Origin of the sequence: Sphingobium sp. (genome assembly GCF_003248505.1) — a bacterium.
GTDB lineage: Bacteria > Pseudomonadota > Alphaproteobacteria > Sphingomonadales > Sphingomonadaceae > Sphingobium.
In genome coordinates this window covers 25,894-51,040 of sequence record NZ_QFOA01000017.1, presented here as the reverse complement: position 1 = coordinate 51,040, position 25,147 = coordinate 25,894, and the positions used below count along the sequence as shown (strand labels likewise).

Below are 25,147 nucleotides of genomic sequence, written 5' to 3'. Positions count from 1 at the left end.
GTCCCCCGCTCAAAGCTAAGGGACGTGTTCAAACATGGGTCACTTCTCAGTGGAAATTACTGGCCTCCCCGGGTCACTTCTCAGCGGCAATCAACACCCTCTACTTCGATAACGCCTGCCCGACCCATGACATCATGGACACAGTGGGCATTTGGCAAAGAAACCGGACGTTCGAACCGATGCTCGCTTAAACGTTGACATATAGACTTATGATTTACTAATGAAGCACAGGGAGGTGCCTCGATGCGCTTGGAAGGAAAATCCGCGGTCGTGACCGCGGCCGGTCAAGGAATAGGCCGGGCGACAGCAGAAAGATTGAAGGCCGAGGGGGCCAAGGTGTGGGCCGTGGATCGAGATGCCACCGCCCTAGCGTCACTGACCGGCATGGAGCAGGTCGAGATAGACCTGACCGACCCTGCGGCGATCGAAGCCTTGCACGGTCTGATCGGACCTGTGGATATATTGGCAAACGTCGCCGGATACGTTGCGGCGGGCGATATTCTTCACTGCACGCAGCGCGACTGGCGCTTGTCGTTTGATCTGAATGTCGACGCCATGTTCCATCTTATTCGCGCCTTTCTGCCTGCGATGGTCGAACGCGGTGGAGGAAGCATTATCAACATGTCGTCGATAGCTTCCAGCGTGAAGGGTATTCCCAACCGCTTTGCCTATGGCGCTTCGAAAGGCGCCGTTGTCGGTTTGACGAAGGCGATCGCAGCCGACTTTGCCGGGCGAGGCGTCCGATGCAACTGCATCTGCCCAGGTACGGTAGAAACGCCTTCCCTGCGTGCGCGGATCGAACAGCAGGCAGATGGACAGGGCGTGAGGATAGAGGAAGCCAATGCCGCCTTCGTGGCTCGACAGCCCATGGGCCGGCTCGGCAGGGCAGACGAGATCGCAGCACTGTTCGCCTATCTGGCGAGCGACGAAGCCGCGTTCACTACAGGCGCCGTTCACGTCATCGACGGCGGTTGGGTCAACTAGGGGTAAAAACATGAAATTGTTGCGATATGGACCCGTGGGTCAGGAAAAGGCCGGCATATTGACCAATGGCGTCATTCGCGCCCTTCCAAACCATTTGGGCGATCTGGCAGGGCAACGTTTGTCGCGCGCAGGACTGGCCGAGATTGCCGCGCTGGAACCGCTCTTACTACCGGTCGTTCAACCCGATGTACGGATCGGGGCGTGCGTAGGCTCTGTCGGCAAATTCATCTGTATAGGCCTGAATTATTCCGATCACGCCGCAGAAACGGGGGCACAAATCCCCGACGAGCCCGTGATTTTCGGTAAATGGACGAGTGCCATTCAGGGGCCGTTCGATCCGGTCGAAATTCCGCGCGGATCGACGAAGACCGATTGGGAGGTCGAATTGGGGATCGTCATCGGCAAGACCGGTCGGCATATCGAGGAAGCTGACGCGCTGAGCCATGTGGCGGGATATTGCGTCGTCCATGATGTTTCCGAGCGGGATTTTCAGTTCGAACGCGGCGGCACCTGGGACAAGGGCAAGGGGTGCGACACGTTCGGCCCCATCGGCCCATATCTTGTGACGCCCGACGAAGTTCCCGACCCTCAAACGCTCCGCCTTTGGCTGGAAGTCGATGGCCATCGCTATCAGGACGGCACGACCGCCAATATGATATTCCCGGTTGCATGGCTGATCTCTTATGTCAGCCAGTTTTGCACGCTCAATCCAGGAGATATCATTTCCACCGGCACCCCAGCGGGCGTCGGCATGGGTCAGAAGCCCCAACTCTATCTCAAGCCTGGGCAAAATGTTCGTCTGGGTATCGACGGACTGGGCATTCAGGATCAGGTGATGGTGGCGGCACAGTGACACATATCGTTGGTCTTCGGACGATCGACCTGCGCTTTCCGACCAGCCACGCGCTGGACGGATCGGACGCCATGAACCTCGATCCCGATTATTCGGCTGCCTATGTCATTCTTGAAACCGATGTGGACGGGTTGGAGGGCCATGGGCTGACCTTCACGATCGGGCGGGGCAATGAAATTTGCATCGCCGCCATCGAAGCGATGCGACACCTCGTAGTCGGCAGAAGCCTCGACGCGTTCGCCGCCGATCCGGGCCTTGGGTGGCGTGAACTCACAGGAGACAGCCAATTGCGCTGGATCGGCCCGGACAAAGGCGCGATGCATCTCGCGACAGGCGCAGTCGTCAATGCCATCTGGGATTTATGGGCCAAGGCGGAAGGCAAGCCGATCTGGCGGTTGGTTGCGGACTTGAGCCCTCAACAACTCGTCAAGGCGATCGATTTTCGGTACCTCAGCGACGCCGTAACGCAAGACGAGGCACTCGCCCTTCTCACCGAAAAGGCACGGGGCAAGGAGGAGAGGATCGCAACCCTCGAAGCACAGGGATATCCTTGTTATACGACGTCGGCCGGATGGTTGGGATATTCCGACGATAAGTTGCGCCGTTTGGCTCAAGAGGCAATCGATGCAGGTTTTAACCATGTAAAACTAAAGGTCGGCCGCAGTCTGGAAGATGACATTCGTCGGGTGAAGATCGCGCGGGATGTTATCGGTCCCGATCGCCATCTTATGATCGACGCCAATCAGGTCTGGGAAGTAGGCGAAGCGATCGACTGGGTAAATGCACTTGCCTTCGCCAACCCATGGTTCATCGAGGAACCGACCAGTCCCGATGACATATTGGGTCACAAGGTAATTCGCAACGCCATTAAGCCGTTACGTGTCGCCACAGGCGAGATGTGTCAGAACCGTATCATCTTCAAACAGTTTATCACATCGGGTGCGATCGATATCGTGCAGTTGGACGCGTGCAGGATAGGCGGTGTAAACGAAGCGCTCGCGATCCTGCTGCTTGCCGCCAAATATGGGCTGCCTGTCTGCCCTCACGCAGGCGGCGTTGGCCTATGTGAATATGTGCAGCATCTTTCGATGATCGATTATCTGTGCTTTTCGGGCACCACCGAGGGGCGCGTCATCGAATATGTCGATCATCTTCACGAGCACTTTTTGGAACCCTGTGTGATCCGAGACGCAGCCTATATGCCGCCTCGCATGCCGGGATATTCGATAGAGATGAAACCGGATACGTTGCGAGATTTCGAATTCAAAGGCTAGTTTAGCTTCTTGGAAATTCCGCTTAAAAACGATGCCTATCCGAATTGCGGCGGACGAGGGATATTATAATATGTCGAAAGACGGAATAAGGTCTTATACGCCCGCCATAATATTGACGGTATCCTTATTTTTTCTATGGGGCATGGCCAATAATCTCAACGATATCCTTATCGCCCAGTTCAAGAAGGCTTTCACCCTCTCTGATTTCGAAACCAGCTTAGTGCAACAATCCTTTTACATGGGATATTTTTTGCTCGCCATTCCCGCGGCGTTTTTAACGAGAGCCAAAGGCTATAAAGCATCCATAGTGACAGGCTTGCTGCTCTATAGCCTCGGTGCGCTTCTTTTCTATCCAGCTGCACATTATGGTCAATATGCGTTTTTCCTGGCGGCGCTGTTCATCATCGCATGCGGTCTCGCCTTTCTCGAAACGGCCGCAAACCCGTTGATGACGGAGCTGGGCGATCCGTCCGGCGCCACTCGACGTCTCAACTGGGCGCAGGCCGCTAATCCTGCGGGCACCCTTACCGGCGTTCTGATCGGCAAGTTTTTCATACTCTCCGATATTGTCGCGCATGAAGCCGCCCTTGAAAAAATGCCGACGGCGGCGCGCCAGGCATTATTACGCGATGAAATTCTTGCAGTGCAGACCCCCTACCTTTTGATCGGCTTGCTGGTTTTGACATTCGCCGCCGCCGCCAGCCTAATTGATTTCCCGAAGGGAAGCCTGGCACAAGGACAAATCGTCGATCGTCCACGCTTCAGAATGTTATTCAAACATAAGACGTTGTTGTTCGCGACCGTCGCGCAATTTTTCTACGTCGGCGCGCAAGTCGGAATCTGGAGCTATACGATACGATACGCGCAGGCGAACGTGCCGGGCATCGGCGAAAGAAGCGCAGCAGATTATCTGTTCGCAAGCCTGGTCCTGTTCGGACTGGGTCGCGTGATCGGAACCGCACTTATGGCGCGGATCGGGGCTGGATATATTCTGTCGATATTTGCGGGCGCCAGTCTTGTGCTGACGGCACTTGCCGCCTTGGTCGGCGGGCGACCCGGTCTGTTTATGCTCGTGTCTGCAAGCTTTTTCATGTCCATCCAATTTCCCACCATCTTTGCACTCGGCGTAGGCGGATTGGGCGTACTCCGGCGATTAGGCTCTTCGTTGCTCGTCATGGCCATCATTGGCGGAGCGGCGTTGACCGCGTTGATGGGATACGCATCCGATCTGACGGGCATCAACGGCGCCTTGATCGTGCCGACTGTCTGTTTTATCGCAGTGGTATGTTTTGGGTGGAACCAGCGTACCATAGCGGCTGCTCCAGACATTACCCCTCATAATCAATGACATGCAGGTCGATATAGCGGCAGCCCATGCGGAAGCCGGTTGCCTCCCAACACAGCATTTTCAGACGTTTTTATAACGGGGCATAGCCCCCTTTAGAATTGGCCTATGGAACACAGCCCCGCCACCATGGAAATTCATATGTAATTTCATAATTGACATATGAACCCTGAGTTCTACAGTGAATTCACCGGATGATAATAGGAGGGGCTTTTGGAACGGCGTCATACAGCTTTGAAACTTTGGGCGACTACGGCCTTGGCTGGCGGGTTGTTTTATCCAATGGCCTTGCAGGCCCAGGTTCCGCAAAGCGATCCGCGCACCCTGCCTGCCGGGCAGGGTGACGCGACATCGGCAGATATCGTCGTCACCGGCATCCGCGCCAGTCTCGCTAGTGCCATCAATCAAAAGCGCCAAGCCGACTCAATTGTGGACACAATTGCAGCCGAGGACATCGGCGCATTTCCCGACACAAATATCGCCGAATCGCTCCAGCGGGTAACGGGCATTCAGATCGCTCGCAATCGGGGCGAAGGTCAGTCCATCTCCATTAGGGGCCTGGAACCGAAATTTGCGCGCGTGTTGTTGAATGGAGATGGCGTCACGTCACTATCGCCCAGCGGCATTAATACCGTCGGCACCGCCGGACAGTCGCGCACGTTCGATTTCACCATTCTGGCGCCTGATTTTATCAGTGCGCTTGAGGTTTACAAATCTCCAACGGCGGACCTCGATGAAGGCGGCATGGCTGGCACCGTCAATATCAAGACCATCCGCCCGCTCGATCTGAAAAGTCGACGGCTGAACGTCAATATTCAGGGTTCCAAAAACAGTTATGCCGACCAGCTAGGCTATAAAGCCACGGCCATCTACGCCGATCAGTTTTTGGACGACACGGTCGGTGTCATGATCGGATACGATCGGTCACGTCGGTTTCTCGTCACCCAAAGTTACCAAAGTTCCGGCATGGAGCGGAAACTTGAGTCTGGCTACAACCCTGCCGGCCGCGTCGATTTCAATTTTGACGGTGACACCAGGGACGCTTTTCGTCTCAACCATGTGCTGCAGTTGCAGAACGACCGGGGCACGCGTGATCGCGAAACGATCATCGCAACCCTTCAGGCCCGACCCGTCGATGGCCTCACACTGCGATTGGATGGATTGCGGTCGACGTTCAACAGCGATCTTTCGGGCGACTTTGAATCCGCCCAGTTCCATTTGAACGGCGATCCGTCGATACCCGGCAATCCGGTCAGGGCAACGCACTTCAGCAGCATCGTCCCAACCAGCGATGATGTTTCCAACGATCCCGCAGCGACCCCGATTGCCGGTTTGATCGATTATATCGACCGCGACGGCGTGTTCCTGAGCAACACCAACAAACTGGCAGCGGAACGCAGCCGACTGCAGACATTCACGGCAAGCGCCGACTATGAGTCAGGGCCATGGCTCGTCTCACTGCAAGGCACGCGCAGCACCTCTCGCAAGTTCAGCTCCAACTATGGGATCGATGCGCAGCGTTGGGGCAATGTCATACAGGATTACCGGACCGATGTCGGCGGCATTCCGACCTTCGCTTATGTCCGCGGGACCGATCCGCTGGATGCCTCGAAATGGTATATTCCCAATGCTGCCTTCGTCGGGACCGCTGTCGATACGCCGGTAAAGGCCAAGCAACGCATCCTGTCCGGTGACGTCAAATACGAACCGTCGGCAGAGTGGTTGACCGCCATACGGTTTGGCGTGAAATGGGCCAGAAACTCGCTGTTCCAAGGTGACAGGCGGGTCGCGGCCTTGGCACCTCAACTGGCCGCCCTGATCGGCACCCGCGCCATACCCAATGCATTCAACGGCGGTGCAGGAATCCTGGCTGCCCCCTATCTGAAGACATTCGGAGGGGACGATTTCCTGTCGCGCTACGACGGCGACTCCACTTTCCCGACAACCTATCTCGCGCCGGACACCCGGGCATTTATCGACCGTTACGGATTGGACGCCATCCTTTCGTTGCCAGGCGCGGTAACGACCAACCTGTCGAGCACCTATCGGATACGTGAAGAAACACTGGCCGGTTATGTGCGGGCCGACTATTCTCTTTTCGACGGGGCGTTGACCGGGAATGTCGGGGTGCGCGCGGTGCGCACCAAACAGGTGAGTTCAGGCTTCTCGTTCGATCCTACAACTTTGACGCTTGCCGGTACGAATTTACAGGCGTCGGGCGGGCTGCCGATCGGTGCGGAGCGGAGCTACACTGACTGGCTTCCCAGCTTCAACGCAAAATATGCGCTGGACGACAACAAGGTCGCCCGTTTCAGCGTCAGCCGCACGCTGACCCGGCCCGACTTCGGCCAGATCGCACCAGCGGTATCGACGCCGTCGTTCGTCGCCCGCACGCAGTCGGCCTCGAACCCCGCCCTTGACCCTTATCGGGCATGGAACGCAGATCTTTCGCTGGAATGGTATCCCAGTTCGGAAGCGCTGGTATCGATGGCGCTTTTCTACAAAAAGATCGAAGGCTATCTCGTCAATTCGTCTTCGTCGGTGTCCTATGCCGTGCGCGATACGGGAACCGGTCAAATCCTGAATCTCGACTTCCAGCGTACTTTCCCGGTCAACGGATCCAGCACTAGCGTCAAGGGCGTCGAAATTGCGTATCAGCAGCCGTTAACGATGCTGCCGGCACCGTTCGACGGCTTGGGTTTCAACGCAAACTACACCTTCACCGATGCAGGGAAGATCCAGTTCACGCAGGGAGGGAACGCCTATCCGTTGACCTCGGTTTCGAAGCATAGCTTCAACCTGGTTGGATATTATGAAAAAGGGCCAGTCAGCACGCGGATAGCCTATAATTACCGCAGCAAATATGTCGAAGACGCTTTGTCCTCTCGGCTCGACGGCGTATATGTCAAGCCGATCGGCCAGCTCGACGCTTCGTTTCGCCTGACCCTCAATAAGGCCGTGGCTTTGACGGTCGATGCGACCAATATTACCGACGAACCGATCGAGCGAGTCAATAAATATGGCTTTGGGCGAGGATATGAAGTCAACGGTCGGACTTTTATGTTCGGGGTACGATATTCGCTCAATTAAGGCGACCTTTGCGAGTGGGCGGATATCCCGAATAGCGTCGAGTTTTCGATCCTATGGGCTTTTCGCCGCTCGACTTCTGTGTCAGCCAATATGGCCGGGAGCTATCCATATAGTTACGACGCGACATCAGGATATGACGAGTATTATTTTGTAAATCATGTCCTGCGCTTTGCCGCTCTTGCTGATAATGTATGACGACGCTGCAGGTAGCATAGGCTTGAACCAGGCCGGTCGTATGGGCAAAAATGAACCGTTCGATCGAGCCTGCCAGGAGCGCGGCGAAACGCTATAGCGTTGGCGGTGAAACGGTCGGCGACTGGCGCAGGAGACAAAACCAGCCGATCTCTGATTGCCCAGGCCCATGAACCTGCGGATTTCTCGCAAGAACGACCGTTATGATCTGTGTCGCACGCCCCACAGCTCTTGTCAGACGTCAGGCAGGGTCTGGGAAGCAAAGCCCCAACCCTTCAATGACGCGGCCCGCTCGACCAAGGTCGCGGCATCCTCGATCGAGAAGGGATGCGCATCCTTCATGCCGTCAAGTTCGTCCCAATCGACCGGCACGGCGACCGGCGCGCCGGGGCGGGCACGAGTGGCATAAGGCAAGACCGCAGTGCTACCGCGCTGGTTGCGCAACCAGTCAACGAAGATGCGGTCCTTGCGCTTCGCCTTGCTCATCGTCGCAACGAAGCGGTCCGGCTCGGCATTGCTGAGCGCCTGCGCGAAGCGAGCAGCGAAATCCTTGTGCGTGTCCCAGTCATGCCCCGGCGTCAGCGGAACGACAACATGCACGCCCTTGCCCCCGGACAGCATGGCGAACGATACGAGCCCGATGTCGGAAAGACGGGCGCGGATGTCCTGTGCAGCGGCCTTCACCCGCGTGAAATCCATACCTTCGTCAGGGTCGAGATCGAACACCATGCGGTCGGGATGCTCCACTGCGTCCGCCCGACTGCCCCAGCCGTGGAATTCGATCGTGCCCATCTGTACGCAGGCCAGCAGGCCCTGCGCATCCTCCACATAGATATAATCTTCCGCTCCACCGTCCTTCTCACGGATCGGAACCTGATGCACGGCCTTACCGAAGGAGCCGCTGTCATGCTTTTGGAAGAAGCATTTTCGGGCACGCCCTTGCGGGCAGCGAACGAGGCTGAGCGGGCGGTTCGCAGCGAAGGGCAACATGAGCGGCGCGACGGCGGCATAATAATCCGCCAGCTCGCCCTTGGTCTGTCCGCTGTCGGGAAAGATGACGCGGTCTCGATTGCTGATTGCGACCGCCTTGTCCGCGCGCGGGGCGGCGGCGGGTTTTTCGGGTCTGACTTGCGCTGGCTTTTTATCGCCTCGCAACCCAAGGAAGCTCGCATGACGGACGCGCCCATCGGTGGTGAATTCGGCAAAGGCGATTTCGGCGACGAGGCGGGGCTTGAGCCAGACGGCAGCCCGCGCTTCGGTGCCGGGAACGTCGAGCGGCGCTTTGGCGAGCGCCAGCGGCTTCATCGCCTTGTCGAGTTCTGCCATCGTGTCCGCGTCGAAACCCGTCCCGACCTTTCCCTTGTAGACGAGCGCCTTGCCCTCATGCTGCGCGAGCAGCAGCGAGGCGAAGGGACGGCCCCGCGCCCTGCTGGCCGAGCGACCGACGATGACGAATTCCTGCCGCCGGGTGCATTTGACCTTCACCCAGTTCCGCGTGCGCCCGGCGCGATAGGGCGCGTCGATACGCTTGGCGATGATGCCTTCCTGCCCCGCAGCGCAAAGCGATTGGTAAAGCGCCTCGCCCGCGCCAATGACATGGTCGGCGACCTGGATCGGAGGCGCAGCATTGCGCAACAATGCTTCGAGCCGTTCTTTCCGCTCAATTTGAGGGAGCGGCTTCAAGTCCTCCTTATCGAGGGAGAGCAGGTCGAACGCAAAGAATTGAAAAGGCGTATCCTCCCGCTGCGACCCGTGACCGCGCTTCAACACCGTTTGCAGAGCCGAAAAGCTGGGATTTCCGTCGGCTCCGAACGCCACGATCTCCCCATCGATCAGCGCGGGCGGCAGGTCGAGAGCAGCGACGGCACGGACCAGTGGCGTGAACCTGTCGGTCCAGTCGAGGCCGTTGCGGGTGGACACGCGCACCTTGCCCCCAGCCACAGCGACGAGCGCGCGATAGCCGTCGAACTTGATTTCGTGCATCCACTCGTTGCCGGTTGGAACCGCGTCGACCAGTGTCGCGAGTTGCAGGGCGGAAAAGGCGGGCAGCTTCCCCGACGTGCGACCGGGCTTTGTCGCAATCTTTGCATTATGGTCGCGCGCAGCCTGCATTTTTTTGGAGAAGCTCTTGCCCTTCGCACCCTCGAGCGACTGGATCGCGTCCCTGTCTGCCGCGATTTCCGCCATCGACCTACCGGTGAGCACACTGGTGAGAGCGCGCTCCACCAGCGTGTCGCCCTCCCCCGCTTCGCCGTCCTCGATCTTGCGCAGCAGCCAGTTGTCGCGTTTGTCGCCGGGCCTGCGCTTCATGCGGACCAAGAGCCATTCGCCCTTCATTCGCTCCCCATCGAGCGTGAAGTGCAGATGCCCATCCTTAAGATCGTCCGCGCTCTTGCCTTCGATCGGCGCCCAGGTGCCGCGATCCCATAGCATTACCGTGCCCCCGCCATATTCGCCCTTGGGGATCGTCCCTTCGAAATCGCCGTAGCTCAAGGGGTGATCCTCTGTCTGCACGGCAAGGCGTTTGTCGGTGGGGTCGATGCTCGGCCCCTTGGTCACGGCCCAGCTTTTGAGCACGCCATCGATCTCCAGCCGGAAATCCCAGTGAAGCCGGGTCGCATCGTGCTTTTGAACGACGAAGCTGTTGCCAGTTCGCTGCGCCACCTCTCCTTTGGGTTCACGGGTGCGCGCGAAATCGCGTTTGGCGTTGTAGGCGGAAAGCGGGCTTTTGGCGGCCACGGTTGCGGCTCAAGCGCTCTTGCGGCGGGCCGCGCGGGGTTTTGCCGCAGTCTTGGCGGGCGCCTTGCGGGCGGGCGTTTTTTTGGCCGGCGCGGCCTTGCCGCCCTCGCCCACCGATTTCTTAAGCGCGGCCATCAGGTCGATCACATTGCCGCCCTTCGCCGCAGGCTCGTCCACATCCTCAATGATGCGCTTGCCCTTCGCCTTCTTCTTTTTCTCGATAAGGCGCTGAAGCGCATCGACATAACGGTCGTGAAATTCCTCCGGGTGGAAAGGCGCGGTCTTCTTGTCGATGATCGCGGTGGCAAGCTCGAGCAGATCGGGGTCGGCCTTCTGGTCGGGGATGGCGCTGAAATATTTTTGTGCCTTCGTCACTTCGTCGGCATAGCGCAACACTTCGAGGATGAGGCCCTTGCCGCACGGTTTGAGCGACACGAGCTGTTCGCGGCCGCGTACCGACAATTGCCCCAGACCGACTTTCTTCGTGGTGCGCAGCGCGTCGCGCAGGACCGCATAAGCTTCCTCCGCCAGGTCGTCGGCGGGCAAAACGAAATAGGGCTTCTCATAGAAGAGCACGTCGATTGCATCCGCGTCGACGAACTGAACGAGGTCGAGCGTCTTGCGGCTTTCGATCTTGACCGCCTCTATCTCCTCGTCCTCCAACAGGACATAATTGCCCTTCGACACCTCGAACCCGCGCAGAATTTCGTCGCGGTCGACCGGCCCGACACCGGGCGCGACCTTTTCGTAGCGGATACGCTTGCCGGTGGGTTCGTGAATCTGGTGAAAGGCGATCGCCGCACCGGACCGGGTCGCGGGATAGATTTCCACCGGAATCGAAACCAGCGCCAGCCTGATCTGCCCCTGCCAATATGCGCGTGCTGCCATGATATATACCGACCCTCCAGCCACGGTTCAGCGCGCCGCCGCTGCGGAAGTTCCGTTACGGCACCGATTCAAGTCGGATGCACGGAGCGATCCTGATGCAGGTTATCGACATGGCCCTTGCACTTCGGTCGCAGCCGTCATGCGATTGACACGGGACTCGTCGATTGCATCGATCATAGAGAGCGATATTCTCGGTTTTACGGTCCTGCCGCGCGCGGCCTAGAACGGCGCGACGGACCCCCTAGAGGAGAGAGTGCCATGGACGCCAAGACTACTGACCCCTTGCGCTGCCCGATGAAGGAACCCGGCGCGATGCGCAGCCTTCTGGGCCGCACAAACCGCGACTGGTGGCCCAACCAGCTTTCGCTCGACATCTTGCAGCAGAACGGCCTTTCGGGCGATCCGATGGGCGACGATTTCGATTACGCCGCCGAGTTCAAGACGCTCGATCTGGCGGCGGTCAAGGCGGATCTCACCGCGCTGATGACCGACAGCCAGCCTTGGTGGCCGGCGGACTATGGGCATTACGGCCCCTTCTTCATCCGCATGGCGTGGCATTCGGCAGGCACCTACCGCACCGGCGACGGGCGCGGCGGCGCGTCTTCGGGTTCGCAGCGCTTTGCCCCACTGAACAGCTGGCCCGATAATGGCAATCTCGACAAGGCGCGCCGCCTGTTGTGGCCGATCAAGCAGAAATATGGCCGCAAGCTCAGCTGGGCCGACCTTATGATTCTGGCAGGCAATGTCGCCATCGAATCCATGGGCGGGCCCGTGTTCGGCTTCGGTGGCGGACGCGCCGACGTGTTCGAGCCGGAAAAGGACATTTACTGGGGCACCGAGGAACAATGGGTCGGGCAGGAAGGCAACCTGACACGCATCGACGAGGCGGAAGGGCGTGCGCTCGAAAGCCCGCTCGCCGCGATCCAGATGGGCCTCATCTACGTCAATCCCGAAGGACCGGGCGGCCATCCCGATGCGCTTCAGTCCGCGCGCGACATAAGGGAAACCTTCGCGCGCATGGGCATGAACGATGAGGAAACGGTGGCGCTGACGGCGGGGGGGCATACCTTCGGCAAAGCGCACGGGGCGGGCGACGCGTCGCTGGTGGGCGCAGAGCCCGAAGGCGCGGACATCGCGCAGCAGGGCCTCGGCTGGCAGAGCGGGCACGAAAGCGGCATGGGCGATCACACGATCACCAGCGGCATCGAAGGCGCGTGGACGCCGACGCCCACGACCTGGGACATGACCTATTTCGACATGCTGCTCGACCATGACTATGAACTGGTGCGCAGCCCCGCCGGGGCCAAGCAGTGGCAGCCTGTCGGCAATCCGGAGGAAACCCTCGCTCCCAAGGCGCACACGCCCGGCGTCAAGGTGCCCACGATGATGACCACCGCCGACATGGCGATGAAGGTGGACCCGAAATATCGCGCAGTCATGGAGAAGTTTCGGGCGGACCCGGCCTATTTCGCCGACGCTTTCGCTCGGGCCTGGTTCAAGCTGTGCCACCGCGACATGGGGCCGAAGGCGCGCTATCTGGGTCCGGACGTTCCGGCAGAAGACCTGATCTGGCAGGATCCGCTGCCCGCGGCTACCCACCCGAGCCTGAGTGAAGCGGACATAGCGGCGCTCAAGGACAGAATTGCGGCGTCGGGCCTGTCGGTGCAGGACCTGGTGAAGACGGCCTGGGCCAGTGCCGCAACCTATCGCCGGTCGGACCATCGCGGCGGCGCGAACGGTGCGCGCATCCGCCTGGCGCCGCAGAAGGACTGGGACGTGAACGAACCGGCGGAGTTGGCACGCGTGCTGGCTGCCTATGAAGCGATCGCGCAGGATGCGGGCAATGTATCGGTCGCCGACCTCATCGTGCTGGGCGGTAGCCTCGGCATCGAACAGGCGGCGAAGGCGGCGGGACATGACGTCGCCGTCCCCTTCGCGCCGGGCCGGGTCGATGCGACTGCCGAGCAGACCGATGCCGAGGGCTTCGATGTGCTGGAGCCGCGGGCGGACGGTTTCCGCAACTACCTCCAGGTGCGGTTCAACGTGCCGACCGAGGAGTTGCTCGTCGACCGGGCGCAGCTGCTGGGGCTGTCCGCGCCGGAGATGGCAGTGCTGGTCGGCGGGATGCGGGTGCTGGGCGCGAACCACGGGCCTTCGAAGCATGGCGTGCTGACCGACCGTGTCGGGCAGCTTACCAACGACTTCTTCGTCAACCTGCTCGATATGGGAACGGCGTGGCGCCAGGTGGACGACGAGGGCGACGAAACCTTCGTCGGGTCCGACCGGGCCAGCGGGGCGCAGCGCTGGACCGCGACGCGTACCGACCTTGCCTTCGGCTCCAACTCGCAGTTGCGGGCGCTGTCAGAAGTCTATGCTTCCGCCGATGCGGGCGGGAAGTTCGTAAAAGACTTCGTCGCTGCCTGGGTCAAGGTCATGAACGCCGACCGGTTCGACCTGGCCGCCCGATAAAGCGACAGCGAAGTGGACAGCCCGCAGCGTTTTTACACGCTGCGGGCTTTTCCATTTTATCGAACGTCGGGCGCGAATTTATACGGATGCCGCACTGTCACCAGGTTGCGTTAGGAAGATGGCACGCCGGAGGAAGCCGGTAACGATCGTTCGAAAGGACCAAGCCATGACGAATTTCGTGACCACCAAGGACGGCGTCGACATTTTCTACAAGGACTGGGGTGCGAAGGATGCGCAGCCCATCATGTTCCATCATGGCTGGCCGCTGTCTTCGGACGACTGGGACGCACAAATGCTGTTCTTCCTGTCGAAGGGCTATCGCGTCGTCGCCCACGACCGGCGCGGGCACGGTCGTTCGGCTCAGGTCGATTTCGGCCATGACATGGATCATTATGCCGCCGATGCTGCGGCGGTCGCCGAGCATCTTGACCTGCGCAACGCGGTTCATATCGGCCATTCGACCGGCGGCGGCGAAGTTGCGGCCTATGTCGCGCGGCACGGCATTCCCGCCGGGCGCGTCGCCAAAGCGGTACTGGTCAGCGCGGTCCCGCCCATCATGCTGAAGACCGATCGCTATCCCGGCGGACTGCCGATGGATGTGTTCGACGGGTTTCGCAGCGCGCTGGCCGCCAACCGCGCCTCGTTCTTCCACGACGTGGCGGCTGGCCCCTTCTACGGGTTCAACCGCAAGGGCGCGGACATAAAGCCTGCGATCGTCGACAATTGGTGGCGGCAGGGGATGATGGGCAGCGCGCTGGCGCATTATGAAGGGATCAAGGCGTTTTCCGAGACGGATCAGACCGACGACCTCACCGGCATGTCCGTCCCGACGCTGGTGCTGCATGGCGATGACGATCAGGTCGTACCCTACAAGAATGCCGGGGTGCTTCAGGCAGAAATCCTGCCCGACGCCGAACTCAAAATCTACGAAGGCTTCTCGCACGGGATGCTGACGGTGAATGCCGACGTACTGAACGCCGATATCCTGGCCTTCATTCAGAAGTGACGCACAAGCGGGGTGGGCCTCAAGGTCCGCCCCGTCCCTATATGTCCCCCATCCCATCCAGCTCCCTGTCGTCCGCGCCCAGCCCGACGAACTGGTCGAGCAGCCATCCGGCCGCCGGCCCCGGCGGGGTGTCGCGGCGCCAGATGCCCGAAAAGCGGTAGGTGCCAGCGCTATGGTCGGGCATGGCGAGCCGCACCAGCGTGCCCGCCGTCCGTCGGTGAAACGCGACCGGTCGCTCAACACCAGTTGCACATGCTCTCGCCCCGCACCGGGCGCGATGCGAGCCATCCGACCGAGCGGGTGATCGGGGGCGGCGACCGGCACCATCGGCACCGATCCCACAGCGATGCTCTCGATCCCGGGGACACCGGCCGACAGCGGGCCGGAAATGCCGATCACCGCCGTCCGGTCGAGCACCATGGCGACGATCGAACCCAGCGCTTCGGCATGAAGGCGCAGTTGCACCGTGGGAAATTGCTTGGCGAAGGCACGCAGCACCTTGCCCAGCCGGTCGGCGGGAAGCATCACGTCGACGGCGAGGTTCACCTCCGCCTCCAGTCCGTCGAGCAGCCCCTTCACCTTGGCTCTCAGGCCGTCGATGCCGTCGGAGATGCTCCGTACCTCCGCCAGCAGCGCGCGGCCCGCCACGGTCAGTTGCGGCTTCTTGGTGCCTTCCCGGTCAAACAGGGACAGGCCAAGCTGCGCTTCCAGATTGGCGATCCCGTAGCTGATGACCGAAACCGCGCGGTTGAGCCGCCGCCCCGCTGCGGCGAAGCTGCCGGTATCGACGATGGCGAGAAAGATGCGCAACTGATCGAACGTCGGCATGCCAGGATTGTTCACTGTTCCATTTCCTCGAACAAGATAGCCGGATTTATCCATCTGATCGAGAAAGAGGGCAAGCGCTATAAGGAGGTCAACAAGGGAAGGCATCGTGCCTTCCGCCAAAGGAGACCCGACATGATCGACCTTCGTCCCTTCGACAGCCTGGGCGGCGACAACCATGGCTGGCTCGACGCCAAGCATCATTTTTCCTTCGCCGGCTATCACGATCCGGCCCGGATGCACTGGGGCAATCTGCGTGTGTGGAACGATGACGCGATCCAGCCCAAGACCGGCTTTCCGCCACACCCGCACCGCGACATGGAAATCATTACCTATGTCCGCGAAGGTGCGATCACGCATGAGGACAGCCTGGGCAACAAGGGCCGAACCGAAGCAGGCGACGTACAGGTGATGAGCGCGGGCACGGGCATTCGCCACTCCGAATATAATCTGGAAGATGTGACGACGAAGATTTTCCAGATCTGGATCGTTCCCACCCGTCAGGGCGATGCGCCCAGCTGGGGCGCGCGCCCCTTCCCCAAGGGCGAAAGGGCCGGGCAGTTCGTGACGCTCGCATCGGGCTATGCCCACGACGACGATGCGCTGCCCATCCGCACCGATGCAAAGGTGGTGGCGGCCACACTCAAGGCCGGGGAAAGCGCGGACTACCCCATCGGGCGCGACCGCAGGGCCTATCTGGTTCCAGCGACCGGCGCGATCCGCATCGACGATGTGCAGGTCAACGCTCGCGACGGCGCAGCGATCAGCGACGTGGAGGTGGTCCGCATCACCGCAATCGAAGATAGCGAGATCGTTCTGGTCGACGCGGCCTGACAATCAGGCGAAGCGGCCCCGTCACAATGCGGGGCCGCTTTTCGTCATCGCCGCGCGGGCGCGACACGCCATACGGTGTTGGATACGTCGTCCGCCACCAGCAATGCCCCGCTGGACGCATCGTATGTGACCCCGACCGGTCGCCCGCGCGCATGGCCGTCCTTCAGGAAACCGGTAAGGAAATCCTGCGGCTTCCCCGCCGGACGACCGTTGGCGAAGGGTATCCAAACCACCTTGTATCCGGACAGATCCTGCCGGTTCCAACTGCCATGTTCGCCGACGAACGCCCCCTGCGTATGGCCGGGCATGCCCCCGCCGCTCACGAAGCCGATGCCGAGCGCGGCGACATGCGATCCCAGCGCATAATCCGGCCGCGCCGCCCGGCGCACCATGCCAGGGTTTTGCGGGTGGACCCGCGGGTCCACATTCTGCCCCCAATAGCTGTAAGGCCAACCGTAGAAGGCACCGGGACGCAGTGCAGTCATGTAATCGGGGACCAGTTGCGGTCCCAGTTCGTCGCGTTCGTTAACGACTGCCCAAAGCCGCTTCGTCTGCGGTTCGACCGCCAGCGCGGTCGGATTGCGGATGCCCGAAACATAGGTGCGATGCGCGCCGCTCCGGCGATCGACTTCCCAGACGACGGCGCGGTCCTCCTCCACCTCCATCCCGCGCTCGCCCACATTGCTGTTGGAACCGATGCCGACATAGAGTTTCGACCCGTCCGGTCCGGCAGCGAGCGCCTTGGTCCAGTGGTGATTGACGCGGGCGGGCAGCTTCGTCACTTCCTGACCGCGCGCGGTGATACGCGTGTCTCCGTCGCGATAAGGGAAGCGCAACAGCGCATCCTGCGCCGCGACGTAGACGTTGCCGTCGACATAGGCGAGGCCATAGGGTGCGTTGAGCCCGGTGATAAAGGGCGTGCGCATGTCCGCGACACCGTCCCCGTCCGCGTCGCGCAACAGGGTGATGCGATTGCCGCCCTTTACGCGGCTTTTACCCAGGCTTTTGATATAGCCTGCGATCACGTCCTTGGGTCGCAACATCGGGGCCGATCCGCCAGATCCTTCGGCCACGAGGATGTCGCCATTGGGCAGGACCAGCGTCTGGCGAGGGATGGCAAGGCCGGTCGCAAGCGCGGTCACGGTAAAGCCCGCAGGCGCGACCGGACGTTCGGTGCCCCACCCCTTGGGCGTTGCGATCTTCATGGCCGGCACCAGCGTTTCGCGCTGATCGGGCAGGTCAGGACGCGCGCCGGTCTGGTCCAGGCTCGGGTCGCTGCTACCGCACGCGGCAAGTGCCAGGGCGGCGGCGGGGAAAAGGATATGTCTCACAGGTTTTTCTCCCGGATACCGGCATAAGCGATCCATCCGGCGGCGAGCGCCAACGTCGAGCTGGCGATGGAAAGCAGAAGGCCCGCAGTCCCCACCGAACTCCATGCGTCGCGACTGTGATGAAAGGCGTTCACCAGACCCGCGATCCACGCCAGTGCGAGCAGCAGGAGGTTGAGAAAGCGGGCGGAACGCGCACCTGCAGACCGTTCCCGCACCGCTGAAACGACGCAAAAAACAAATGCCATGCCCCCGAACAGAAGCGCACCGGTGATGAGCCAGGCAGCGAAATTGCTCCACTGCATCTCCGCAGTGTTAAGGTAGGCGATGTCGGACAGCAGCGCCGCCGGAAAAAGCGCGACCGGCCATGCCAATAAGAGGGCGTGGAGAGGATGTAGCGCAGTGCGGCGGATGGGCGACGGACTTTGCAAGGACAGTCTCCGAAACGGGAGGGCGCAGGGGTCGTGCAGGGCCAATGCCTGACGAAGGCCCGGGTTCCTCAGCCGCGGGAACGGGCGGCTTGTTACGTTCCAGCAATCATTGAACTCTTTGGCTTCGTTGCGCGTTCAGGCGGGGGAACTGGACGGGGGACGACGGGGATAGTGCGCAGTATCGGCCTTTGGAGCATCGTGCCGGTGCTGGCTTTATCGGGCTGCAATGCCGAACAGTCGGCGCTGCACGTCTTTGGCGCGGAAGCGCGTGAAATCCGGCAGATGACCATCCTGCTCGTGATCGGCGCGGTCGTTATCGCGGCGGTCGTCGCGGCGCTCTACGTTCGCGCGGTTCGTGCGCCCGAGGGCCAACTCAGCCACAATGCGGGGATGCGGATGGTGCTGTGGGTCGGCGCGGTCGGCCCAGCGGCGATCCTGGCGACACTGCTGATTTTCGCGCTGCCGGCGATGCGGCCCCGGCCCACCGACGCGAGCGACCTCCTCATCCGTGTCGACGGCGAACAATTCTGGTGGCGCGTCGCCTATCGGCCGCCCGGCGGCGGGGAGCCTTTGCTATCCGCCAATGAGGTAAGGGTGCCCGTCGGGCGCACCGTCGCGTTCGACCTGACGGCGCGCGACGTGATCCACAGCTTCTGGATACCCGGCCTTGCGGGCAAGATGGACATGATTCCGGGCCGCATCAACCGGCTGGTGGTGAAGGCGGAGAAGCCTGGGCGTTATCGCGGCGTATGCGCGGAATTTTGCGGCCTTTCGCACGCACTGATGGCGTTCGACGTGATCGCGATGGAGCCAGCCGCTTTCGACGCATGGCTGTCGGCGAGCCGCGTGCCCATGCCGACCGCCGACAGCCGCGGGGCGGCGTTGTTCTCAGCGGAAGGCTGCGGCGGCTGCCATGCCGTCCGGGGCACGCCCCATGACGCGGCGATCGGCCCCGATCTCAGCCGGTTCGGCGAGCGGGGAACGCTGGGCGCAGGCATCCTGCCGCCCACGCTCGATCATGTCGCAGCCTTCATCCGCGCCCCGCAAAAAGCCAAGCCCGGCGTGCGCATGCCTGCCTATTCGCATATGAGCGACACGGACGCCCGCGCCATCGCCCTCTATCTGAAAGGGCTGAAATGAGCCTCCACGCGCAGGACGATCCGGCTCTTCGCGCCGCGCAGGAAGAGCGGCTTCGCGCAGTATGGGAACCGCCCAGGGGGCTGTTCCTACGCTGGACCGACACCAACAATAATCAGGTCGGGGTCTGGTATACGCTGACCGCCTTCTGCTTCATGCTGTTCGCTGGCGTCCTGGCGCTCATCATGCGCACGCAACTGGCGGTGCCTGACAACGACCTTGTCGGGGCGGGCATGTTCAACCAGCTGTTCACGCTGCACGGCTCGATGATGATGTTCCTTTTCGCCGTGCCGATGTTCGAGGCGGTGTCGATCATCCTGCTGCCCCAGTTGCTGGGTGCGCGCGACCTACCCTTCCCGCGCCTGTCGGCCTTCGGTTATTGGTCGTTTCTGATCGGCGGCGTGTTCGTCGGGGGATCGATCTTCTTCAATGCCGCCCCGGACGGCGGCTGGTTCATGTATCCACCGCTGACGACCCGGACCGACCTTTCGGGGCTGGGCGCCGATATCTGGATGTTGGGGCTGTCCTTCATCGAAGTGTCGTCGGTGGCAGCGGCGGTGGAACTGATCGTGGGCGTGCTCAAATGCCGCCCGCCGGGGATGCGCCTCAACCTCATGCCGCTCTATGCCTGGTATATTCTGGTGGTGGCGGTGATGATCCTGTTCGCCTTTCCGCCGCTGATCGCGGGCGATGTTCTGTTCGAGATGGAGCGGCTGCTGAACTGGCCCTTCTTCGACGCGGCGCGGGGCGGCGATCCGCTGCTGTGGCAGCATCTGTTCTGGATTTTCGGGCATCCGGAAGTCTACATCATCTTCCTGCCGTCGATCGCTCTGTTCGCGATGCTGGTGCCGACCTTCGCGCGGCGGCATCTGCTGGGATATCCCTGGATCGTTCTGGCGGCGGTGGGCACGGCCTTCCTCTCGTTCGGACTGTGGGTCCACCACATGTTCACGACCGGTCTTCCCAAGATCAGCCTCGCCTTCTTCTCCGCCGCTTCCGAAGCGGTCGCCATTCCCACGGGCGTCCAGATCTTCGTGTTCATCGCAACGCTCTGGGCCGGACGGGTAACATGGTCGACGCCACTGCTTTATGCGACGGGCAGCCTCGCCATCTTCGTGATTGGCGGGCTGACGGGCGTGATGGTCGCGGTCGCGCCTTTCGACTGGCAGGCGCACGACACCTATTTCATCGTCGCGCACCTGCATTACGTTCTGATCGGCGGAACGCTGATGCCGCTGTTTGCGGGGCTTTATTATTACTGGCCGCTCATCACCGGCAAGAAGCTGTCCGACCGGCTGGGCCGCATCGCCTTCTGGATGCTGTTCGCAGGGGCGAACCTGACTTTCTTTCCGATGCATTTCTCCGGCCTCATGGGAATGCCGCGGCGGGTGTTCACCTACCCCGCAGAACTGGGCCTGGGCGCGCTCAACATGGCGTCGACGCTGGGGGCATGGCTGTTTGCGGCAGGCGTGGCGGTCATCTGCGTCGACCTTTGCCTCTCGCCGCGCCGGGCCAAATCGGCGCGCAACCCATGGAACGCGGGAACGCTGGAATGGCTGGCGCATCCCGACGACGAGAATTGGGGTATCCGATCCATCCCCATCATCCAGAGCCGCTATCCGATCTGGGACCAGAAGGATTTTGTGAAGAAAGTGGACGAAGGCCGTTTCTTCCTCCCCGATGCGGAGGAAGGGCGGCGGGAAACCATCATCACGACGGTGCTCGACGCACGCCCGCTCGCCGTGGTGCGGCTCGGCGGTCCGAGCATCAAGCCGATGCTGACCGCCATTGCGCTCGGCGGCGTGTTCATCCTCACGACCTTCCACCTTTACTGGGCATCGCTGGTCAGCGCTGTCGTGACGCTGGGCATGGTGTTGTGGTGGCTGTGGAGCGGAACGGCGGAGATACCGGAAAAGCCATGCAAGCCCATCGGCCATGGCATGAAGCTGCCCCTGTATCTGTCCGGGCCGTCGGCACCGGGATGGTGGGCGATGTTCATCACGATGATGGCGGACGCCACCGCCTTTTCCGGGCTCGTCTTCGGCTATTTCTTCTTCTGGACCCGCCACGCCGAATTTCCGCCGATGGCGCTGGCGGACGGCCCCGGTGTCCTTTGGCCGATGGTGGCGATGGCGATCGGCCTCGCCAGCTGGGTCGCGACACTCGCCGCACGGGAAATCCACGCGCGCGGCGGCGTCGCCCTTGCGCGCGCGATGCTGCTGGCCGGCGTGGTCCTGAGCCTTTCAGGCATCGCCGCCGGGCTGGCGGGACCGTGGAGCAGCGGGCTCGACCCGCAAGCCCACAGCTATCCCGCCATCGTATGGACGCTCGCCATCTGGACGGTGGCGCATTCGGGGGTCGCGGCGATCATGCAAAGCTATGCGCTCGCCCGAAGCCTGGGCGGGCGGATGGATCCGGCGCATGACGCGGACCTGCGCAACGTCACCGTCTATATGCATTTCTTCGCTCTGACGGTGCTCGTCACCTATGCCACCATCGGCCTGTTCCCGGAGGTCGCATGAACGAGCAACGCAAATGGCACGAGCGGCTGAAGGTCACGCTGTGGACGCTGATCGTCCCACCCACCATCTGGGCCGCGCATTTCCTTTTTTCCTATATCTGGGCGGCGATTTCCTGCGCGAAGGCAGGGGAGTTCGCGACCTTTCCCACGCTGTTCGCGGTCGGAACGCTGGTGGCGCTGGCGCTGATCCTGCTGTCCGGCTGGATCGCGTGGCGGCAGGCGCGGGCACCGGGCGATCCGCCCCCGCACGAGGAATCGACCGATGTGGACCGGCTGCGCTTCCTTGCGCATTCTACGCTATTGCTGGCGGGCCTGAGTTTCGTCGGTGTGTTGTTCACCGCAATGCCTGTCGTGTTCCTGCGGGATTGCCTGTGAAGCGGGCCGCGACCCTGATCGGCGCGGCCCTGCTGCCGGTAGGCTGGCTGCTGGCCGGGGCGCATGGGGGCATGGTGGGGCATATGGCCGGGCATATGATCGCCGTCGCGGTGGCCGCACCCGCGCTCGCTTACGGCCTGTCGGGCGGGCGCTACGATCCCGTACGCCGCTGGCCCCGGATCGTCACGCCGATGGCGATGATGCTGGTCGAACTGGTCACGGTATGGGCCTGGCATCTCCCCGCCCTGCGAGCCGCGGCGGACGGGTCGCTTTTCGTCCTGACGATCGAGCAATTGAGCTTCGCTGCGGCAGGGCTGCTGTTATGGGCGTCTGTCTTTCACGCGCCGCAGCGCGCTTCGGGGATCGGCGCGCTGTTGCTCACATCGATGCACATGACGTTGCTGGGCGTTCTGATCGGCCTGGCCCCGCGTCCGCTTTACGGCGGCCATGCGATGCACGGGATGGACCCCATGATCGACCAGCAACTGGGCGGCGTCGTCATGCTGATGGTCGGCGCGGCAAGCTATTTCCTCGGCGGCCTTGCGCTGCTCCTCACTCTTATCCGGGAGCGCGCGACGCGATGACGATCAGGATCAGCTGGAAGCGGGCGATGGTCGCCCTGCTCGTCATCGGGGGAGCGGGCCTGCTGTTCGCCTGGTCGGGCGCGATGCAGATTTCCGCGTCGTCGGGCCATTGGCGCATCACCGACTGGTTCCTCCACTGGACCATGCGCAATTCTGTGCGCACCTATGCCTGGGCATCCGAACCGGACAGCGTGCGCGACGACAGCGGTCTCGTCAGCGCGGCAGGCCATTTCCGGCAGGCCTGCGCGGTCTGCCACGGCGCGCCCGGCGTGCGCCCATCCCCCGTCATGCAGCATGCGACGCCGCCCGCGCCCGACCTGGCCGTTAACGCGGCGAAATGGCGGGACCGCGAACTGTTCTGGATTCTCCAGCACGGCGTAAAATTCACCGGGATGCCCGCCTGGCCGACCGACACGCGGCCCGATGAGGTGCGTCGAATGGTCGCCTTCGTGCGCCGCCTGCCGACGATGACACCGGCGCAATATCGGGCGCTGACGCAGGAAGAGGATACGCGGCCCCTGCCTGGAATACGGCCTGCCGTGCTGGCGGTGTGCACGGGTTGTCACGGCACCGATGGGCGGGGCCGGGGTCAGGGCGACATTCCGGTGATCGCAGGACAAAAGGCAAGCTATCTGCGCGAAGCGCTGGGCCGCTATGCGACTGGAGAGCGCAAGAGCGGCATCATGCAGACTGCCGCTGCAACGCTGACGGGCGGAGAGATCGACGCACTTGCCCGGCATTTCGCCGCCATGCCCGGCCTGGAAGACAGCGCGCTGACCGATCCGATGCTGACCAGAAGCGATCCGGCGCGGCAATTGCCCGCCTGCACCGGCTGCCACGCGCCCGGCAAGGCCGCGCCCATCATCGCAGGGCAAAAAGCGCGTTATGTCGCGGACCGGCTCCATGCCTGGCAGGGCGAGGAGACGGAAATCGACGCGCGCAAGCCGCACGCCACCATGCCCGTGATCGCTCGCCGCATCGGTCGCGATCGGATCGACGCTGTGGCAGCGGCAGTCGCGGGAAAGGACGCGCACTAAGGGAAAAGGGTACGCCGCACAGAAGCCGTTCAATCCCGACGATATGGTCGCTCGGTCGCCGTTTCCGATCCTCCGTAAATATCCGACCGCATATCCCATGCGGCGTGGGTCTGCCCCGGCCATATCCGCGCCGGACGGATCGACCATGATAGCCTGCACGCTGCCGATGGCGTAGGGACCGACCCGTTCGATGCGATGCCCATCGCGGTAAGCCCGCCCAGCACCGCCACAGAAAGCGTCCCTCCGCCTGCACCGTGATCGCAGCGTCCGGTCGATAGAAACTGGGATCGGCGTCCAGCGCGAAGATCGCTGTTTGGACCGGCATCGGCGGGGGGGATATGTCTTTGGCCGGTAGACCGGCGGGTCAACGGGGTAGCACCGGAAAGGGGGGATGCTGATAGGCAAGGCCAGGCACCTGCGCACCGGGCGTTCCGGCAACGACGCGGTCATAGAGCGCGAGAGCGATCCGGCTGCGGCCCAGCGTTTCCGTCACCAGATGGAGAAAAACCAGCGCGCCAAAGCCCACCCACCACGCAGGATGCACGCGTCCATGGCGCCTTTTGTCCCGCACGATCCCCACAATGGGAAATGCGATCATCGCAACGAAGACCGCCGTCACCATCGTATACATGAAAAGCGGCGCGGGCAGCAGACGTCCGAATGCGGGGCCCATGATGGCCGCCATCGCGCAGAGGACAAGGCGCGGATGCCAGTCCCGGTCTCGACGCCGGATCACGCCGCCGATCAACAGCGCGGCGAACAGAAGGACGCTCAACGGGTTCATCAGCAGGAATTGCGCTGGCAGGAAGAAAAAGGGCACGGTGCCCTTCTGCGCAGTCCAGACCGTGGTAAGAGAGCCGACCACCACCATGGCCATGGCCCACCCGACCGCGATCCAGCCCAGCCTCCGGTGCAGCGCCAGCGATCCGGTCGCACCAAGGGATGTCTGGACCAGAAACAGGAACACCCAGCCCATGAACAGGATCGCATGGACGTGCACCCAGAGAGGCGCGCGGAACGAGGATATGCCCATCGCCGCAAAGAGCGAGAAGGCCCCGACATTCACGAGTGCCATGACGATCGCCATGATCGCATAGAAGCGGGTTTCGGCGACGAAAAACGACCGCCTGGACATCGATAGCGCCATCCGACCCCGCTCCCCCAGCATGGTTCCGGACGGATATTACACCAATTGCACGAGGCTGCCTAGCGGATGGGGAAGCCGGTGCCCGAGG

19 protein-coding genes and 1 pseudogene are annotated in these 25,147 nt (G+C 61.9%); 14 read left to right on the top strand and 6 right to left on the bottom strand.

From position 1 onward, the window contains the following. From DI606_RS08525 to DI606_RS08500, 6 genes are all read left to right on the top strand, one after another. A partial coding sequence (locus DI606_RS08525; protein ID WP_293981594.1) for a hypothetical protein occupies positions 1-191 on the top strand: 191 nt, incomplete at its 5' end. A gap of 52 nt (positions 192-243) precedes the next feature. Next, complete coding sequence (locus DI606_RS08520) at positions 244-984, top strand: SDR family oxidoreductase (protein WP_293981591.1); 741 nt, start codon at positions 244-246, stop codon at positions 982-984. Positions 985-994: 10 nt separating this feature from the next. Continuing rightward, positions 995-1,837, top strand: a complete 843-nt coding sequence (locus DI606_RS08515; protein WP_293981588.1) for a fumarylacetoacetate hydrolase family protein — start codon at positions 995-997, stop codon at positions 1,835-1,837. A 71-nt stretch (positions 1,838-1,908) separates the two neighbouring features. Continuing rightward, positions 1,909-3,111: an L-fuconate dehydratase gene (locus DI606_RS08510; protein ID WP_293981586.1), complete on the top strand. Its 1,203-nt coding sequence runs from the start codon at positions 1,909-1,911 to the stop codon at positions 3,109-3,111. Positions 3,112-3,142: 31 nt separating this feature from the next. Continuing rightward, positions 3,143-4,459: an L-fucose:H+ symporter permease gene (fucP, locus tag DI606_RS08505; RefSeq protein ID WP_367119465.1), complete on the top strand. Its 1,317-nt coding sequence runs from the start codon at positions 3,143-3,145 to the stop codon at positions 4,457-4,459. Positions 4,460-4,669: 210 nt separating this feature from the next. Next, entirely contained in the window at positions 4,670-7,546 is a 2,877-nt protein-coding gene (locus DI606_RS08500) for a TonB-dependent receptor (protein WP_293981580.1), read from the top strand. Positions 7,547-7,972: 426 nt separating this feature from the next. Here the strand turns inward: DI606_RS08500 and ligD are convergent, their stop codons facing one another. Together ligD and DI606_RS08490 are read right to left on the bottom strand one after the other, a co-directional pair. Continuing rightward, positions 7,973-10,477, bottom strand: coding sequence for a DNA ligase D (gene ligD / locus DI606_RS08495; RefSeq protein ID WP_293981578.1), 2,505 nt, complete (start codon positions 10,475-10,477; stop codon positions 7,973-7,975). A 9-nt stretch (positions 10,478-10,486) separates the two neighbouring features. Next, positions 10,487-11,365 (bottom strand): Ku protein, encoded by an 879-nt coding sequence (locus tag DI606_RS08490; protein ID WP_293981575.1) that lies wholly within the window; start codon positions 11,363-11,365, stop codon positions 10,487-10,489. Between the two features lie 258 nt (positions 11,366-11,623). On the opposite strand from DI606_RS08490, the gene katG reads away from it, so the two are divergent. Both katG and DI606_RS08480 read left to right on the top strand, forming a co-directional pair. Continuing rightward, positions 11,624-13,834, top strand: coding sequence for a catalase/peroxidase HPI (gene katG / locus DI606_RS08485; RefSeq protein WP_293981572.1), 2,211 nt, complete (start codon positions 11,624-11,626; stop codon positions 13,832-13,834). Positions 13,835-14,000: 166 nt separating this feature from the next. Further along, positions 14,001-14,840: an alpha/beta hydrolase gene (locus DI606_RS08480; protein ID WP_293981569.1), complete on the top strand. Its 840-nt coding sequence runs from the start codon at positions 14,001-14,003 to the stop codon at positions 14,838-14,840. A 37-nt stretch (positions 14,841-14,877) separates the two neighbouring features. Here DI606_RS08480 and DI606_RS08475 read toward each other — a convergent pair. Further along, positions 14,878-15,683, bottom strand: a pseudogene (locus DI606_RS08475) (LysR family transcriptional regulator). Between the two features lie 117 nt (positions 15,684-15,800). Between DI606_RS08475 and DI606_RS08470 the strand changes: the two are divergent. Continuing rightward, positions 15,801-16,499, top strand: coding sequence for a pirin family protein (locus tag DI606_RS08470; protein ID WP_293981566.1), 699 nt, complete (start codon positions 15,801-15,803; stop codon positions 16,497-16,499). A 44-nt stretch (positions 16,500-16,543) separates the two neighbouring features. On the opposite strand, the gene DI606_RS08465 is transcribed toward DI606_RS08470, so the two are convergent. Both DI606_RS08465 and DI606_RS08460 read right to left on the bottom strand, forming a co-directional pair. Beyond that, a complete protein-coding gene (locus DI606_RS08465; RefSeq protein ID WP_293981602.1) occupies positions 16,544-17,821 on the bottom strand; it encodes a sorbosone dehydrogenase family protein in 1,278 nt (425 codons plus the stop codon). Between the two features lie 5 nt (positions 17,822-17,826). Next, a complete protein-coding gene (locus DI606_RS08460) occupies positions 17,827-18,258 on the bottom strand; it encodes a DUF2231 domain-containing protein (RefSeq protein ID WP_293981563.1) in 432 nt (143 codons plus the stop codon). Positions 18,259-18,429: 171 nt separating this feature from the next. On the opposite strand from DI606_RS08460, the gene coxB reads away from it, so the two are divergent. From coxB to DI606_RS08435, 5 genes are read left to right on the top strand one after another with little or no spacing between them, the layout of a single operon-like run. Beyond that, positions 18,430-19,398 carry a cytochrome c oxidase subunit II gene (gene coxB / locus DI606_RS08455; RefSeq protein ID WP_293981560.1) on the top strand — a complete coding sequence of 323 codons (969 nt, stop codon included), beginning with the start codon at positions 18,430-18,432 and terminating at the stop codon, positions 19,396-19,398. Further along, positions 19,395-21,917, top strand: coding sequence for a cytochrome c oxidase subunit I (gene ctaD, locus DI606_RS08450; RefSeq protein ID WP_293981557.1), 2,523 nt, complete (start codon positions 19,395-19,397; stop codon positions 21,915-21,917). The genes coxB and ctaD overlap by 4 nt, the downstream gene beginning before the upstream one ends. After that, a complete protein-coding gene (locus tag DI606_RS08445) occupies positions 21,914-22,291 on the top strand; it encodes a hypothetical protein (protein ID WP_293981555.1) in 378 nt (125 codons plus the stop codon). Before ctaD ends, DI606_RS08445 begins: the two co-directional genes overlap by 4 nt. After that, entirely contained in the window at positions 22,288-22,875 is a 588-nt protein-coding gene (locus DI606_RS08440) for a cytochrome c oxidase assembly protein (RefSeq protein WP_293981553.1), read from the top strand. The genes DI606_RS08445 and DI606_RS08440 overlap by 4 nt, the downstream gene beginning before the upstream one ends. Further along, positions 22,872-23,912 carry a c-type cytochrome gene (locus DI606_RS08435; protein ID WP_293981551.1) on the top strand — a complete coding sequence of 347 codons (1,041 nt, stop codon included), beginning with the start codon at positions 22,872-22,874 and terminating at the stop codon, positions 23,910-23,912. Before DI606_RS08440 ends, DI606_RS08435 begins: the two co-directional genes overlap by 4 nt. Before the next feature lie 364 nt (positions 23,913-24,276). On the opposite strand, the gene DI606_RS08430 is transcribed toward DI606_RS08435, so the two are convergent. After that, entirely contained in the window at positions 24,277-25,047 is a 771-nt protein-coding gene (locus tag DI606_RS08430; RefSeq protein WP_293981549.1) for a hypothetical protein, read from the bottom strand. Positions 25,048-25,147: the final 100 nt, after the last annotated feature.